Below are 17,355 nucleotides of genomic sequence, written 5' to 3' on the forward strand. Positions count from 1 at the left end.
AAAACAGTTCGTCAGCATTAATATAAAGTTTGGCTGCATAAAAAAACCACCTGCGAAGGTGGTTTTTTTGTGCAGGAAAGTAAGTCGTTAACTACTTCTGAAACTGATACACACTTCCTAGCTTCATTATCTGTGTGAGTTCATCTAATGCCGTTCTAGATTCGATAAGCAACTGTGGGTCTGCCAAGTCATCGACACTGAGACGGTCACGGTAATGCGTATCTACCCAAGCGTTCAAGCGAGTGAATAATGCCTCATTCATTAAGGTGTTTTGGTTCACAGCTGCAAGCTCCATGTCATTCATGGCCACTCGTAGACGAAGACAAGCGGGTCCACCGCCATTTTGCATGCTTTGCTTAACGTCAAAGTAGTTGACCTGTGTTATTGGGGTTCCTAATGTCACAAGTTCATTGAGGTAAGCGAAAACCGCTGGGTTTTCTTGGCAGTTAGTGGGAGCAATGATCGTCATTTCACCAGAGGGAAGGGTGATTATTTGAGTATTGAACAGGTACGTTTTGACGGCATCCTGAATACTGACCTTTGATGTTGGTACTTCGATAAAGTGGACGTCTGATCTGCCAAACTTACGCTGTATTTCATCGAGCTTATTCTGTGTATTCAGGAATGCTTGCTGGTGATAGAAGAGTACATTTTGGTTTCCAACAGCAATCACATCATTATGAAATACACCTTGGTCAATCACATCTGGGTTTTGAGAGATGTATACCGTGTTGTCTTCACTTAACCCGTGGAGACGAGCAATGGCTTGAGAGGCTTCTATGGTTTGCCTTGCTGGATACTTTTTCGGTTTAGGTGCCGCTGGATTTGTCGCTTCTTGTCCATAAACAAATAGCTCAACTCCTTTATCACCATAGTTTCCACACAGACGAGTGTGATTCGCTGCGCCTTCATCGCCAAAATTTGCCTGCTCAGGAAGGTGTTGATGATGACTGAAGTAGCGAGGATCATTAAAGGTTGCTGCTAGAATATTCCCAGTCGTGGTTGGTTCAATACTGCGGTGCAGCTTATCGACTAAGTTTGCTGGAGTGAAATGCAATTTACCATCTCGAGTATCAGCACTCGGTGAGACTGTTGCGGCATTGGCCGTCCACATACTTGATGCACTACAACATGCACGTAAGAGCGCAGGAGCTTCTTTAGCGGCTTTATTTAGTATTTCAGCATCTGTGCCAGAAAAACCAATTCGGCGCAGTGTATGGAGGTCTGGTCTCTCCTGAGGGGCTAGCATGCCTTGAACCATTCCCATATCAGCGAGTGCCTTTGCTTTTTTTAATCCTTGTTTGGCTGCTGATTTGGGATCGGATACTGCTGATGCATTACTAAAAGAGGCTACATTGCCAAAAGAGAGACCTGCGTAGTTATGGGTGGGTCCCACGAGTCCATCAAAGTTCGCTTCAAAATGCTTCATTTATTATCCTTGTTAGGTTAGCAATAGGGTTACTTATGGAATGCCACTGGCAGTAACAGCTAGTTAATTTGAGGTTGTTAGGGGCTGTCTAGTTTTTAAACGTACTTAATTTTGGCTCAGTATACGTGAGCTTTTTGGGTTAACAAGTTGTAGATAAAGGCTGAAATGACCATATATGCATTGAAATTCACAATATAACCTCGCTAGCCGACTATTAATGAAATATTAGTTTTTAAATAAGCAAAAAATTATTTTCCATTTTTTTGCTTTGTGCTTAAAAATTGGCTGAACGATACAAAAAAAAGAGGGATTAACTTGAAACTATCGAGACAACCCTCTATATATGGAGCCAATTAACAAATTTTTGAGACTTTTGGCGCAGATCATTCTATGGGTAAATCGCTAGTTATTGTCGAATCACCGGCCAAAGCCAAGACTATTAATAAATATCTCGGCAAAGATTACATCGTGAAATCGAGTGTGGGTCACATACGTGATCTACCAACATCATCAACCGCTGAAGCTAATGTGGCGACTAAAACGCCGGCTGAAGTTAAGAAGATGTCTCCTGAAGAAAAAGCAATTTATAAGAGTAAAAGAGCGAAACAAGCGCTCGTTACTCGTATGGGGGTTGATCCTGAAAATGGCTGGAAAGCTAAGTATCAGACACTCCCAGGTAAAGAGAAAGTGGTCAAGGAGTTGCAGGCTTTAGCTGAAGACGCAGATCATATCTTTCTCGCAACGGATTTGGATAGAGAGGGGGAGGCCATTGCTTGGCATCTCCAAGAAGTTATTGGAGGGGATGCATCTCGTTATCAACGTGTTGTGTTCAACGAAATTACTAAATCTGCTATTCAAGATGCGTTTAGTAAACCTTCAACGTTAGACACGAATATGGTTAACGCGCAACAAGCGCGTCGATTCCTTGATCGCGTCGTTGGCTTTATGGTGTCTCCGCTGCTTTGGAAAAAAGTGGCACGAGGACTTTCAGCGGGTCGTGTGCAGTCAGTAGCGACTCGTCTAGTGGTTGAGAAAGAAGGTGAAATTAAAGCGTTTGTACCAGAAGAGTTCTGGGACATTCATGCAAATTTAAATACTTTAGCTAATGACCTGCTAAAAATGGAAGTGGTTAAATTCCAAGATAAGGCATTTAATCCAGTTAACGAGCTGCAAGCTCAAACGGCTGTGGACGCATTAGCACAGTCAAGTTTTGTGGTTGCTGCGCGTGACGATAGAGCGACATCGAGTAAACCTTCAGCGCCTTACATCACCTCGACATTGCAGCAGGCTGCAAGTACTCGATTGGGTTTTGGTGTTAAGAAAACCATGATGATGGCTCAACGCCTCTATGAAGCGGGTCATATTACTTATATGCGTACGGACTCGACTAACTTGAGTCAAGAAGCGGTAGAGAATGTCCGCGAGATGATCAGCAAAGAGTACGGTGATAAGTACTTGCCTGCTGAGCCATTACGTTATGGCAGCAAAGAGGGAGCTCAAGAAGCTCACGAAGCAATCCGTCCTTCAGATGTATCTGTTCATGCTGCAAGTATGAGTGATATGGAACGTGACGCTCAGCGCCTTTATGAATTGATTTGGCGTCAGTTTGTTTCTTGTCAGATGACACCTGCAAAATACGATGCAACTCGCTTGACTGTTAAAGCGGGCGAATATGAGCTTAAGGCAACAGGTCGAACATTACGATTCGATGGTTGGACACGCGTTCAAACCGCAGTTAAAAAGAAAAATGAAGAAGAGAGTACCTTGCCTGTTGTGGCTAAAGGGGACGTGCTTTCTTTAGATGAGTTACTGCATAAACAGCACTTTACTAAGCCGCCAGCAAGATACAGTGAAGCGTCTTTAGTCAAAGAGCTTGAGAAGCGTGGTATTGGTCGTCCATCTACCTATGCAACGATTATCTCAACGATTCAAGATCGTGGCTATGTGAAGGTCGAAAACCGTCGTTTCTACGCAGAAAAGATGGGTGAGATCGTCAGTGAGAGTTTAGTCGGTAGCTTTAAAGAGTTAATGAGTTATGACTTCACCGCCAGCATGGAGCAAACACTTGATGATGTTGCTCATGGTGAGCTTGAGTGGAAAAAGGTCCTTGATGGTTTCTATCAAGACCTGACTAAGCAATTGGATCAAGCTGAGTTGGCACCGGAAGAGGGCGGAATGCGTCCTAACGAAATGGTGTTAACGGATATCAAATGTCCAACGTGTGAAAGACCTATGGGGATCCGAACAGGTACCACAGGTGTATTCCTTGGTTGTTCAGGCTATGCGCTGCCACCAAAAGAGCGTTGTAAGACAACGATGAACTTGACCTCTGGTGAAGAGGCGATAAGTGAGAATAGCGAGGATGCAGAAACTGATGCATTGCGTGCTAAACATCGTTGTAATGTCTGCGGCACTGCGATGGACAGTTATTTAATCGACGAGACTCGTAAGCTGCATGTCTGTGGTAATAACCCAATTTGCGGTGGATATGAAGTTGAGTTAGGCCAGTTTAAGATTAAAGGCTATGAAGGACCACTCATTGAATGCGATCGTTGCGGCAATGATATGGAACTGAAAAACGGTCGTTTCGGTAAATATTTTGGTTGCACCAATTCTGAGTGTAAGAATACGCGTAAGCTGCTGAAAAGCGGTGAAGCTGCACCACCAAAAGAAGATCCTATTCACCTTCCTGAGCTCAAATGTACTAAGTCAGATGGTTACTTCGTACTCAGAGATGGTGCTGCCGGTATATTTATGGCCGCAAGCACTTTCCCTAAGTCGCGAGAGACACGTCCACCACTCGTTGAAGAACTGGTGAGATATCGTGAACTGTTGTGGCCTAAGTATGCTTATTTAGCTGATGCGCCTGTTGAAGATGATGAAGGTAACAAAGCTACTGTCCGCTTTAGTCGTAAGACCAAAGAGCAATATGTAGCAACCGACATTGATGGTAAAGCGAGTGGTTGGACATCTAAGTTTATCGACGGTAAGTGGGTAACAGAGGCCAAGAAAAAAGCCAAACCTAAAGCGGCGGCAAAACCTAAAGCAACTAAGGCTAAAGTGACTAAGGCTAAAGTCAAAGAGTAAATAGCCTAAGCCTTTACTATATTTTACTGGTACTAAGCCTCGATATTTGTCGGGGCTTTTTTATGTCTGACTTTTTCGCTTCAATGTGTTTGTAAGTGTTAAATCTGCACTTTCGACGGGTTTCTTTGCGTATTCATTGTCGTCACTCTACATTGCTTTCAGTACTTGAATATAGGGACTACATTACAAGAAGCATTAGACATAAAAAAACCAGCGGTTAGGCTGGCTTGATTATTTAGAAGCTAGTTAAAGAGGGTGTGAAAGGGGATCACCACTTCTTTTTAGGTTGGAACAAGACATCAATATCTTCTTCCTCTTTACCGTTATCTTGTTGTGCTACCGGTTCAGCTTCTTTTTGCGCGCTCATGACTTCTTCCAATAATGCTTTGGCTTCATCGACTTTACGGCCGATAAATGGGTCATTCGGTGTCTGTGCTTTGATCGCGTGTAGTGTAGAAAGCGCTTTGCTTACCATCTGCTTTGCTGAACCATATTGTTGAGTCTGACAGGCTGCTCGAGCTCTTGAAAGCATTGACTCAACGTTAATACGTAGCTGAAGGCTGTCTATTCTGCTTTCCTCTTCCGTAAATACGGCTGTATTGACTTTCCCCTTGTTATGCTCAGCTCTCAAGATAGCTTTTAACTTCTTGAGCACCTGTACTAAGGCCAATATTTGCTTATCATTATCCGGAAGTCTAAAGCCTTCAATTGCTGGTGCATTTTTAGGAGCTGCGCTTAAGCTTGTGACTTGGTTAGTCATATCATTTAAACGGCGTTCATAATCGGCAGCCTGACTCCCAGCCATGCTTTTTGCCAGTTTTAACGCGTCTTGGACACGTTTATAAACGACTAAAACCATTTGTGAGGAACAAGGAAACATGCCTGTAAGTGACAAGACCTCTTCGCTCTCATCAATTATAGCTCGTTGTCTAGCTAGCTCTGCTCTTCGTTCTGTTTCAACACGTTCTTTTTGCTGCTGAACGACATTGACACCAATAACGAGAAATAAAAGAGCACCAATAAGGACAAGAACCAAAGTAAATATCATAGGTCTACCATCAAATAATCAATTCTTTTAATGCTACTATAAATCAAGAGTCTAGCATAGTTATCTTAGTCTAGGGTTTTGCTAATGTCGTGTAATTCTCGTGAACTCTATGTTATATTCCATATTGATTTAATTTTTACCATAAACTATAACTAATTCTTATACTCATTGACCATACAGACCTAATGAACTACGCATTGAATTAGGTCAAATTGAAGGATAAAAGATGAAGCTGCAGCAACTCAGGTATATTGCCGAAGTGGTTAATCATAACCTCAATGTGTCGGCAACTGCTGAAAACCTCTATACGTCTCAACCAGGGATCAGTAAGCAGGTTCGAATGCTTGAAGACGAGTTAGGTATCCAAATTTTTGGTCGTAGCGGAAAACATTTAACTCATGTAACTCCTGCAGGCGAGCAGGTCATAAGCATCGCAAATAGCATCTTAGGTAAAGTCGAAAGTATCAAAAAAGTGGCTGAAGAGTACACTAAGCCTGATCAAGGCGAGTTGAATATTGCCACAACTGATACACAAGCTAGGTATGCATTACCCAATATTATTCGTGGATTTATTGATCGTTATCCAAAAGTAAATCTGCATATGCATCAAGGCACTCCTTCTCAGATCAGTGAACTTGCAGCGCGTGGCGATGCTGACTTTGCCATTGCGACAGAGGGGATGCACCTCTATTCAGATTTGATTATGTTGCCGTGTTATCACTGGAATCGCTCGATTGTGGTTAAACGTGATCATCCGCTGGCATCTCGCAGTAACATTAGTATCGAAGATTTAGGCCGTTTCCCGTTAGTGACTTATGTATTTGGTTTCGACCGTGAGTCAGAGATTGAAAAATCGTTTAATAGCGCAGGACTGGAGCCAAGAGTTGTATTTAGTGCAACCAGTGCAGATGTGTTAAAAACCTATGTACGCTTAGGGCTAGGAGTTGGGGTTATCGCATCCATGGCGATCGATCCGATCATAGATAGAGATCTTGTTGCCATTGATGCCAGTCATCTGTTTGGTCACAGTACTACCAAGATAGGTTTTAGGAAGGGTAATTTCTTACGAACTTACATGTATGAGTTTATCGAACATTTCGCCCCTCATCTTACTAAAGAAGTGGTTGAGAAAGCGGTAGGGCTAAGAGACCCGCAGTTGATTGAAAATATGTTCTCTAATATTGAACTGCCGGTTCGTTAGTCACAATGAGCTTGCTACACCCCAAATAAAAAACTCGCCAGATGGCGAGTTTTTTGTTTTAGCTAATGAGATTAAATTAACACTCTACGATATTAACGGCTAAACCACCTTTGGCGGTTTCTTTATACTTGCTGCGCATATCTTTACCTGTGTCCATCATGGTCTTAATCACTTTATCGAGTGAGACTTTGTGATTACCATCGCCATGTAATGCCATTCTTGAGGCGTTAATCGCTTTTACTGCGCCCATCGCATTACGCTCGATACAAGGAACCTGCACTAAGCCTCCTACTGGGTCGCATGTGAGTCCTAAATTATGTTCCATTCCAATTTCAGCTGCATTCTCAACTTGTTCAATAGTGCCACCCATGATTTCAGTGAGTGCACCAGCGGCCATAGAGCAGGCAACGCCAACTTCTCCCTGACAACCGACTTCGGCACCAGAAATTGAGGCATTTTTCTTATAAAGGATACCGATGGCGGCAGAGGTTAACAAATAACGACAACAGACATCGATATCGACTTCTTGAACAAACATGTCGTAGTAACTGAGCACTGCAGGAATAATTCCTGCTGCACCATTGGTGGGGGCGGTGACAACACGATCACCTGCCGCATTTTGTTCATTTACAGAAAGTGCAAATAGATCAACCCAATCAAGAGCGGTAAGTGGATCAACACTGTTTTTGCCTTCAGCTTTGAGTCGACGATACATGGCTGGGGCACGACGTCTCAGTTTAAGTCCGCCAGGTAATATTCCCTCTTTTTGATAACCACGTTCAACGCAGGTTTTCATGGTTTGCCAGATGCCCCATAATTTTTGCTTTATTTCAGCTTCTGAAGCAACACTGAGCTCGTTCTCCATCATCAAGGTTGAGATGCTTAAGCCATTTTCGGTACAAAGTGCTAAGAGCTCAGTGGCACTGCCAAAATCATAAGGGGCTGATTCGATAGGGGCTGCAGGTGAGGCATTTTGCGCTAGGATCTCATCTTGATCTAAGATAAATCCTCCACCGACAGAGTAATATGTTCTATCGAAAATACATTGACCTTCTTTATAGGCGTAAAGTGTCATGGCATTAGCGTGGGCTGGAAGGCTCTTGCGTCTGTGATAGGTGATTCCTGCTTCACGAGTGAAGATGACCTTGTTACCATTTGCCATTAGCAGTTGTTCACTTTGACTCACTTCGTCTAAGATCCCATCGATGGTGTCAGTCTCTACGGTATCAGGAGCTTCTCCCATTAAGCCTAAGATAACGGCTTTACCTGTGCCGTGCCCTTTACCTGTTTGACCTAATGATCCAAATAATTCTGATCGCAGCTCATCAGTTGAGTTTAAAAGACCTGCTTTCTCGAGATCGCGAATAAAAATATTACCCGCTTTCATTGGGCCGACAGTGTGTGAACTTGAAGGGCCAATGCCTATTTTGAACATGTCAAATACACTAATCATGTTTAAAACCTTATTTGTTTTCGTTGTTGTATCAACACTAGATTTTATACTAGATTAAATTTCCCAGAGGTCAGTAAATAAAAAGGGAAAGAAGCCATGATATGTTAATCTACAAAAATAGTGTGGTTATATTTTTTGAAAGTATCCCACATTTTTACATCGGACTTAGCATGAGTTTTTTTAATTTCGATTTTCAGATTAGATAAGCTAAGCCATTGTAGAATAAAATCACCTATAATCAGTGGTTGTTTTTACTTCGATTTATCAGAGGTAAAACTTAATACACTCATTCATTTTAATCGTTTCATTTTTATAATTAAGGGTAATTGTGAGTTACTTAATGCTTGATCTGCTTTCGACCCAAGCTTCTGAAGAGGAGCTAATACAACTGACACATCCTATGGTAGGAGGGGTCATATTGTTCAGTCGAAATTTTTCCGATCGCCCACAACTAATTTCATTAATACAGTCGATTCGCAGTATAAGGCCTGATGTTATTATTGCAGTGGATCAAGAAGGGGGGAGAGTACAACGATTTAGAGAGGGATTCAGTCTCATCCCTGCTATGGGGGATATTCTTCCGTTTGCTTCTGGTGATATGGAGCTGGCAAAATCATGGGCCGTTGAGTTAGGTTTTCTTATGGCAATAGAGCTACTTGCTTGTGATATTGACTTGAGTTTTGCTCCTGTGCTTGACCTCAATCGAGTCAGTGAAGTGATAGGGAAACGTTCGTTTAGCTCAGAGCCAAGTGAAGTGATTGAGCTTGCAGGAAGCTTTATTAAAGGGATGCATCAAGCTGGCATGGCATCGGTGGGCAAACACTTCCCTGGACATGGCAGTGTGGTTGCTGACTCTCATGTGGCTCAACCTTATGATGAACGTAGTAAGGAGGAGATATTTGAGATTGATATGCAACCGTTTAAGCATCTGATTGCGTGTGGACAACTGCAGGGCGTAATGCCTGCCCATGTCATCTATCCAAGAGTCGATCCTAATCCTGCTGGTTTCTCTTCATTTTGGTTGCAGGACATATTAAGGAAAGCGCTCAACTTCAATGGCGTGATCTTCTCAGATGATCTAGGCATGAAGGGAGCTGGAGTAGTTGGTGGCTATAAAGCCAGAGCTCAGGCTGCACTGGAAGCCGGATGCAATATGATTTTAATCTGTAATGATGCCAAAGGGGCGACTGAAGTACTTGAAGAGCTTGTTTGGCCTGAAAGTAAGCCTGAGTTTCCAGCTCAACTTCTAAAACCTGATGAGCAGGCGGTTACATTAGCACTACAGAACAGTGAAAGATGGCAGCAAGCGAAAGAACTTGCGCTGACATTCATTAAAGATTAATGAGTGCTAACTTTTGGAATCTTGATTCACCTCAATATTCCAAAATCTTAACTTGGTTAAGGTTAAACTTCTATTTTTTGATAGGTGACAAGATGATCCTCTATTTACATGGCTTTGATGCAACCAGTCCGGGTAACCACGAAAAAATTCGTCAGTTACAATTTATTGATAAAGATGTGCGCTTGCTTAGTTATAGTACTCTACATCCAAAACATGACATGCAGTACTTACTTAATGAAGTCAGTAAACAGTTGAAGCTCAGTGATGATCCTCAACCAATCATTATTGGTGTTGGCTTGGGCGGATATTGGGCTGAACGGATAGGTTTCTTAAATGGTTTGAAATCTGTACTTGTTAACCCTAATTTAACACCTCAAGACAATATGGTTGGTAAATTAGATAGACCCGAAGAATATGCTGACATTGCTAATAAATGTGTGGCAGATTTTAGAGATGAAAATAGAAATAAATCTTTGGTTATACTGTCAAGAAATGATGAAGTGTTTGATAATCAAGCCGTGAGTGATGAGCTTAGTGATTTTTATCAGATCTGTTGGGATGAGGAGCAACCACACAAGCTCCCAGTGCTGGCAAGTCATCTTCCTATTATTCAAGCATTCAAAAATACATGACATGGACGCCGTAATATTACGGCGTGCTAACTTCAGCGTTCCCCTAAATATATCTAGTGTTCTAAATAGTGAGCACTCGATATACGTCCAAACCCCCCTTCTTATAATACTCATACTCAGTAAGAGTTTAAATATTAATCAAATAACTTCGTATCAATAAAGTCATTCTTATTATTCCAAAAGCAAGTCATGCAGAGTAAGAAACTAATTAAAGTTGCATTGTAAGTACTTAAAAATGTGCTTTGTTATTTTTTTAGTTGAAAAGTCTATTTTTTGTTTTAAAATTGTATTTTGCAGTGTAAAGTAGCGCCCATAATCAATTCGTTACACAATGATACATTATAGAATTTTGGTCTAAGCCTGACCATACCTTTTTGCGTATGTCGCCCGATGCAGCTAATCACTTTTTGTTAGCTGTTTTTTTTTGGCTGTTTTTTGCCCAATGAGATGGTTTGGGTTATCTTCAAGGGAAGGCATTAAGTGATAATGGGCTTATGATGAAGAGAGTATTAATCAATGTGACTGGTAAAGTTCAGGGTGTTTGCTTTAGACGTTTTACACAATCTAAAGCCAATGAACTGGGTATTACTGGTTATGTGATGAATAATGAAAATGGCTCGGTTAATATCTTAGCTCAAGGCGCATTTCCTTCAGTGGATAACCTGATTGAATGGTGCAGTGTCGGTGCACCGCAGGCTCAAGTTGATAAAGTGTACGTGCAAGAAGACGAGGAGGATGAAATCTACCTCGACTTCTCTATTTTACCCTATTAAAGCTCGTTGAGCCTGTCTTTAGGTTGCTCCATCTTTCTGATCTGTAAAATCATGCCCATCTTTGGGTGATCAAAATAATGAATTTCATCACTTCGCACTCTGCGGTTCTGCGTTAAAGGAAAAGCGTAAAGAAACGGCGTGATTTTGTCATTTTTTACTAATGTTTCATCAAACGAGTCTGATGAAATATCAAGACTTTTTATTCCTTCCTCTCTCAAATTCAATGCTGTTTCTACATAAAGAAAATGATCCAGATAGATGTTGAGTGTGCCATCTATTTCCCAAACAGGCTTATGGGCTTTGGAAGTCAGGCCGACATCTAGAAAATCGAATTGTGGAATGACTACATCCGATTGATAAGTTTGAACTGTTTGACCATTGAGCTCGAATCGGTCAGAAAAATCCTGTCCAGAGAAGAGCCTTACGGGCTTAGCTTTATGGCGCGGCAGCATAGATTGTTGCCATGTCATATGCAGTAAGCTTTTATTTCCAGGCTCTCTGCTTATTTTAGCCATTATCTCGCTAAACTGATTCTGCTCCATTGAGAGCAAAGTTGGCGGTCCGCCGGGTACACCATATTGCTCTGTTGATGCAGCAATATTAACCGGGATCTGACTGACATGGCTCACCTGAGTCGATTCTAACTGCTCGTTGCACTTATTAGCATCCGTAGCCCAATCGGTGGACGAACAACCGTCTAAGCCTAAAGTGGCACCTGTTATGTCCGTACTAAACAGTGGAGAAATAAGATCTACCGCTTTGGTTGTTTTCGTCACAGGGACTTGATCTGGTGCACGTTCCTGACTATGGCTAGCGTCTCGCTCAAATAAGTAGACCTCGACTTCAAACCAGCGCTCTTCTTGAGCGACAGCTTGAGTTATCCAGAGCATTCCCATTAGGGGTAATAAGGTTTTCTTTAACACATTAGTCTCCAAGACGATGTTGTGATAATTGCCCCAATAGCAATTTGACCAAAGCCAGCCTGTCTGCATGAGATTCGGCAGGAATAATGAATTTTAACTTACTCGGGCCATCCATTCGATAGTTTTGTGGTTGGCTTTGCAGTAAACCGATAATAAAGCCAGGATCGATGCAGTGATCGTCATTGAACTCTATGCTGCCCCCCTTAGCGTGCATCTCAAGCTTTTTGATCCCCAAAGCCGTGGCTTGATGTTTGTAAAGCGTCAACTCCATTAGGTTTTTGGTGGAGGAGGGAAGAAGACCGAAGCGGTCGATTAGCTCTACCTTCAATTCATCCAGTGTTTGCTCTGTTTCACAGTTTGCGATGCGCTTGTACAGAGATAGCCTTATATTAACGTCGTGAACAAAATCTTCTGGTAGCAGTGCCGGAATACGAAGTTCAATTTCACATTGACGTCTTAACATCTGACTTAATGACGGTTCTTTACCTTCTTTTAGGGATTTGACCGCATCTTCAAGCATTTCCATATAGAGGGTAAAACCAATTTTCGAAATATGACCACTTTGTTCGTCACCTAAAAGCTCACCTGCGCCACGGATCTCTAAATCTTGAGTCGCTAACATGAAACCAGCACCGAGATCTTCTAGAGCGCCAATGGCTTCAAGACGCTTTCTTGCATCTTTTGTCATACTTTTCGTGTGTGGTGTCATCAAGTAGGCATAAGCTTGATGATGAGAGCGTCCTACGCGTCCTCTGAGTTGGTGTAGCTGAGCCAAACCAAACTTGTCGGCTCGCTCAATCACAATAGTGTTAGCCGATGGAACATCAATGCCCGTCTCTATGATCGTCGTACAGACTAAGACATTAAATTTTTGATGATAAAAGTCGGACATGACTTTTTCAAGTTCACGTTCTCGCATCTGACCGTGAGCGGTCACTACCCGTGCCTCTGGCAACAGTTCACTGATCTCAGCTGCGCGTTTCTCTATGGTCTCGACGGTATTATGCAGAAAGTAAACTTGGCCCCCACGCAATATTTCACGCAGTAAAGCTTCTCTGATTGCTGCACTATCGTATTCTCTTACAAAGGTTTTTACCGCTAGGCGCTTAGCGGGAGGGGTGGCAATGATGGACAGATCTCGCATACCAGACATCGCCATATTCAGGGTACGCGGTATTGGCGTTGCTGTTAGCGTTAAGATATCAACATTGGCTCTTAATGCTTTAATTTTCTCTTTTTGGCGAACCCCAAATCGATGCTCTTCATCGATGACCAACAAACCAAGGTTTTCAAATTTGGCGTCCGATTGCAGTAACTTATGCGTACCAATAACAATATCGACCTTGCCGTTACTGAGCTCTTCCATGACTCCTTTTTGCTCTTTGGCGGTTTTAAAGCGCGATATGACTTCAATTTTCACCGGCCAATCGGCAAATCTGTCTTTGAAATTTTCAAAGTGTTGTTGAGCCAGTAGGGTGGTAGGGACTAGAATTGCGACTTGTTTTCCATCATTTACCGCTACAAATGCCGCGCGCATGGCCACTTCAGTTTTACCAAAACCAACATCACCACAAACTAATCTATCCATCGCGATAGGCGAGCTCATGTCTGTTATTACCGCATTAATCGAGGTTTCTTGATCAACGGTTTCTTCGAATGGAAAGCTGTTACAAAACTGAGCATATTCCTCTTGGTCAATATGGCAAGCATCGCCCGGTCTTGCTTGTCTTCTCGCGTAGACGTCAAGTAGCTCAACCGCGACATCGCATATCTTCTCTATGGCCTTTTTCTTGGCTTTAGCCCAGGTTTCATTACCGAGTTTATTGAGATGAGCCTCTTCATCCGGGCCCACGCTGTATCGACTGATAAGGTGGAGTGAAGAGACTGGCACATAAAGTTTGTCGCCACCGGCATACTCAAGTTTTAAGTACTCAGCAACTAATCCGCCAGTGTCTAAGGTTTCAAGGCCTTGATAACGGGCCACACCATGATCTAAGTGGACGATGGGCTGTCCGACTTTGAGTTCAGCGAGGTTTTTAACCAGCGCATCACTACTTATTTGTCTCTGTTTATCACGTCGACGTTTCTGTGAGATACGGTGACCAAAGAGTTCGGTTTCACAAATAAGGCTGAACTTCGAGCCTCTGGCTTTCTCAACAATACACCCCTTAGAAAGAGGGGAAACGATGAGGCCAAGTTTTGCTTTCGAGTCAATGAATTCATCTAAGTGGCCAAATATTTGAGGTTTGAGATCTATCTTGCTAAAGAGATCCAATAGGGCTTCACGTCGACCTTCAGATTCGGCACTGAACAGTATTCTCTCACCACCAGTAACATACTCTTGCAGTAGAGTTAACGGTTGCTTGAGTTTATGATTGGCGGTTAACTCTGGCAGTGCTTCAAGTTTCGCGCTCTGACCTTGTTCCTGCGCATCACCTATTCTTAACAGAGTTCTAGGCCTTTTCTTAAAGGCTGAAAAAAGCTGTTCTGTGAGAAGATAAAGGTCTTTTGGTGGCAATAAAGGACGCAGTGGATCAACTCGCCTGTTTTCATAGCGAAGTTCGACTTCCGCTAAATGAGCCTTTGAAGCTGTTTCAAGATCGCCCATATTGACCAGTTGCGTATGCTCTGGCAGATAATCGAATAGGCTGGCGGTTTCATCGAAGAAAAGTGGCAGGTAGTTTTCTATTCCTGCCGGAATGATGTTACGGCTGACCATTTGATAGACAGACTCTGGCTCTTTAACTAAAACGTCAAACTGACGTCGATATCTCTGCCTAAAGCCCTCGATGGCGGCACTATCTGTGGGGAACTCTTTTGCTGGCAATAAGCGTATTGAATCAATCGTGCCACTGGATCTTTGTGTCTCAGGATCGAAATGCCTAATCGACTCCACTTCATCATCAAACAATTCAATGCGGTATGGTTGACTTGATCCCATCGGGAAAAGATCAATAATCGATCCTCTGACGGCAAATTCGCCATGCTCATAAACTTGCTCAACAAGGTGATAGCCTGTATCAACCAGTTGTTGCCTGACATCTTGAAGGCAATAATTATCGCCCTTGGCGAGGATGAGTACGTTACCCGCTAAATATGACTTAGGCGGCAGTAAAACCATTAAGGTACTGACTGGTACTATGACTACTCCACGAGCGGCATTGGGGATCTGCGACAGCGTTTCTAGACGTTGTGAAACAAGATCTTGATGGGGAGAGAAGCTGTCATATGGCAAGGTTTCTCTATCTGGAAAAAGCCAAACAGGAAGAGATGTATCTTGAAGCAGATAACCTAATTCATTCTCTAATAAAAGGGCTGTTGGCGTGTCACTGGTAACTGCCAGTGTGAGTCCGTCATGATTCTTGACTAAATTAGCTAAGGTAATCGCTTGTGATGCACCACCTAAGGTAAACAGAGTTTGGGCTCTAGTGGCACTTTTGACAACGGGCGGCGTTAATATGGAAAATGCTTTCATTGAGAGGTGACTGGGGATCAGCGACAAAGATGCCTGTCATTGTAGTGGGATACAGGCACTTGTGCTAGTGAAAACTTATGTCGATTTTCTAGTCAGCTTTCGTTGTTTTAATTGCTTTTGTTGCACACTTAAACTGGCTTTTACCAACTGTTCAATGTCGGCATCTGTGATTTGCGAAAACTCAATATCGATTAAGTGGCTGGTGTCATTTCCCTTAATAGCTTGAGAGGCCGTGACTTGCCCAAAGCAGAGCAGAACAACTAATTCCTCTTTTATATGGCACGTTATCTTAAATTGAGCTCCAATCTCTAATGGGTTAGCACTTGTGATACGCAGTCCACTGCCACCAAAAAATAACCCTCGATGTAACTCACCTTCATGGGATTCCTGCTCAAGCACATACTGGAGAACCAGATCGACTTTTTTGGATTGCAGCTTAAGGTACTCAACAACGGTTTTAGCTTCATCGTCTAAGTTTCTTAATTGCAATAAACAGCCTGCCTCTAAGGATTTCACATCGTTAATGAGTTGCAGACCAAGAGGAAGCATTAGGGTTAACTCACTTTCAGATGGAATTGGCATGTTGTCTGGCCAAGGTGTTAAGTAGGCCTTAAAATCGTGCTTGACACTAAAATAGTCGCTTGAGTCAGTGATCAAAGGATTTCCTCTTGTTTTTATATAGCTATTACCCCTATTATCGTGCGCATCTTAATGATTTGGCAAGGCTCTATATTTAATGAGTCGTTGGGCAACTATGAATTTTGCGTTATCAGCACATATAGGCTTTCGTTATTGGCGCGCAAGAAAGGCCAATGCGTTTGCTTCATTCATCACATTTTTTGCGGTTTCGGGCATTTTATTAGGAGTCGCAGCGCTGATTGTCGTCAGCTCAGTAATGAATGGTCTCGAAGGGCAACTAAAGCAACGTATTTTAGGGGCTGTGCCTCAGTTAACGGTTCATAGTGAGCAAGCATTAACTGACTGGGAGGCCAATGTTACCGATCTCACCCGTTTACCTGGTGTACTGGCTGCCACGCCGAGTATTTCAACTCAAGCCATGGTGCAGTCCCCTTCAAATATCAGCGCTATTCAAGTGTATGGTATCTATCCTGAATATGAAAAAGTGCTCGAGGGCAAGATGCAAGGCATGTTAAATACCCATTTTGGCGAACTCGAAGCGGGGAAATATCGTGTCATTTTAGGCTCTGAACTTGCTCGGCGTTTGGGGGTTTCTATTGGAGATAAAGTCAGAATCCTCAGTGTTGAAGGTGTGGTTTACTCACCGCTTGGACCAGTACCAAGTCAGCGTAAATTTGTCGTTGCTGGAATATTTGAGATGGGGTCACAGGTTGATGCTAGCTTGGCTTACGTCCATTACGAAGATGCACAACGCTTGATGAGACAAGCACCGGGCGAGATAAAACATCTGCGTCTTTATCTTGCCGATCCCTTTAATGCCGAGAACTTAAATACAAAAGTAGAATCTCAGTTTACGTCACATGGGATTAAAGTCAGCACATCGGATTGGCGAGACACTTATGGTCATCTGTTCAGTGCTGTGAAGATGGAAAAAAACATGATGTCGTTGATGTTGAGTCTTATCATCGCCGTTGCTGCATTTAATATTGTGTCGGCTTTAGTCATGATGGTGGTCGATAAAACTACCGACGTGGCAGTGTTAAAAACTCAAGGGTTGAGTACATCAAGTGTGATGGGGCTCTTTATTTTTCAAGGGTCTCTTAATGCCATCATAGGCCTGATTTTAGGGCTCGTGATTGGAATTGGATTAACCCTGAATTTAAACACCATGATGAACTCGGTAGGAATTTCTATTTTAGGCGCGGGTCAGTCTTTGCCGGTGCAGCTTGAATGGAGCCAGATGGGCTGGATAGTACTGGGTACTTTAGTGATCACTTTCTGCGCGACAATATACCCAGCGCTTAGGGCTGCCAAGGTGCAACCCGCCACTGCATTGAGATATGAGTGATCTGC

Annotated in this window: 12 protein-coding genes; 6 read left to right on the forward strand and 6 right to left on the reverse strand. The window is 42.8% G+C overall.

From position 1 onward, the window contains the following. Positions 1-91: 91 nt before the first annotated feature. Positions 92-1,429 (reverse strand): N-succinylarginine dihydrolase, encoded by a 1,338-nt coding sequence (gene astB / locus FN961_RS11975; RefSeq protein ID WP_144040413.1) that lies wholly within the window; start codon positions 1,427-1,429, stop codon positions 92-94. 390 nt (positions 1,430-1,819) lie between these two features. Here astB and topA point away from each other — a divergent pair, with 390 nt between their 5' ends. Continuing rightward, positions 1,820-4,516, forward strand: a complete 2,697-nt coding sequence (gene topA, locus FN961_RS11980) for a type I DNA topoisomerase (protein WP_144040414.1) — start codon at positions 1,820-1,822, stop codon at positions 4,514-4,516. Positions 4,517-4,784: 268 nt separating this feature from the next. Here the strand turns inward: topA and FN961_RS11985 are convergent, their stop codons facing one another. Next, complete coding sequence (locus FN961_RS11985) at positions 4,785-5,564, reverse strand: hypothetical protein (RefSeq protein ID WP_144040415.1); 780 nt, start codon at positions 5,562-5,564, stop codon at positions 4,785-4,787. A 226-nt stretch (positions 5,565-5,790) separates the two neighbouring features. On the opposite strand from FN961_RS11985, the gene cysB reads away from it, so the two are divergent. Beyond that, on the forward strand, positions 5,791-6,765 hold the full coding sequence (gene cysB, locus FN961_RS11990; RefSeq protein WP_144040416.1) for an HTH-type transcriptional regulator CysB: 975 nt from the start codon (positions 5,791-5,793) through the stop codon (positions 6,763-6,765). A 76-nt stretch (positions 6,766-6,841) separates the two neighbouring features. Here cysB and FN961_RS11995 read toward each other — a convergent pair whose 3' ends face one another. Continuing rightward, entirely contained in the window at positions 6,842-8,218 is a 1,377-nt protein-coding gene (locus tag FN961_RS11995; RefSeq protein ID WP_144040417.1) for an L-serine ammonia-lyase, read from the reverse strand. 328 nt (positions 8,219-8,546) lie between these two features. Here FN961_RS11995 and nagZ point away from each other — a divergent pair, with 328 nt between their 5' ends. The 3 genes from nagZ to FN961_RS12010 all read left to right on the forward strand — a co-directional run bounded on the left by nagZ (position 8,547) and on the right by FN961_RS12010 (position 10,965). Continuing rightward, positions 8,547-9,560 carry a beta-N-acetylhexosaminidase gene (nagZ, locus tag FN961_RS12000; RefSeq protein WP_144040418.1) on the forward strand — a complete coding sequence of 338 codons (1,014 nt, stop codon included), beginning with the start codon at positions 8,547-8,549 and terminating at the stop codon, positions 9,558-9,560. A 92-nt stretch (positions 9,561-9,652) separates the two neighbouring features. Beyond that, a complete protein-coding gene (ycfP, locus tag FN961_RS12005; RefSeq protein ID WP_144040419.1) occupies positions 9,653-10,192 on the forward strand; it encodes an alpha/beta hydrolase YcfP in 540 nt (179 codons plus the stop codon). 497 nt (positions 10,193-10,689) lie between these two features. Further along, the gene (locus FN961_RS12010) at positions 10,690-10,965 is read left to right on the forward strand and encodes an acylphosphatase (RefSeq protein ID WP_144040492.1); all 276 of its coding nucleotides are present in this window, start codon (positions 10,690-10,692) and stop codon (positions 10,963-10,965) included. On the opposite strand, the gene FN961_RS12015 is transcribed toward FN961_RS12010, so the two are convergent. The 3 genes from FN961_RS12015 to FN961_RS12025 form a co-directional block, all read right to left on the reverse strand. Continuing rightward, on the reverse strand, positions 10,962-11,888 hold the full coding sequence (locus FN961_RS12015) for a peptidoglycan binding protein CsiV (RefSeq protein WP_144040420.1): 927 nt from the start codon (positions 11,886-11,888) through the stop codon (positions 10,962-10,964). The genes FN961_RS12010 and FN961_RS12015 overlap by 4 nt on opposite strands. Before the next feature lies 1 nt (position 11,889). After that, positions 11,890-15,363 carry a transcription-repair coupling factor gene (gene mfd / locus FN961_RS12020; protein ID WP_144040421.1) on the reverse strand — a complete coding sequence of 1,158 codons (3,474 nt, stop codon included), beginning with the start codon at positions 15,361-15,363 and terminating at the stop codon, positions 11,890-11,892. Positions 15,364-15,438: 75 nt separating this feature from the next. Then, entirely contained in the window at positions 15,439-16,020 is a 582-nt protein-coding gene (locus tag FN961_RS12025) for a hypothetical protein (protein WP_144040422.1), read from the reverse strand. A 97-nt stretch (positions 16,021-16,117) separates the two neighbouring features. Between FN961_RS12025 and FN961_RS12030 the strand changes: the two genes are divergently transcribed. After that, on the forward strand, positions 16,118-17,350 hold the full coding sequence (locus FN961_RS12030; protein ID WP_144040493.1) for a lipoprotein-releasing ABC transporter permease subunit: 1,233 nt from the start codon (positions 16,118-16,120) through the stop codon (positions 17,348-17,350). Positions 17,351-17,355: the final 5 nt, after the last annotated feature.

The sequence above is a fragment of the Shewanella hanedai genome, assembly GCF_007197645.1.
Lineage (GTDB): Bacteria > Pseudomonadota > Gammaproteobacteria > Enterobacterales > Shewanellaceae > Shewanella > Shewanella hanedai.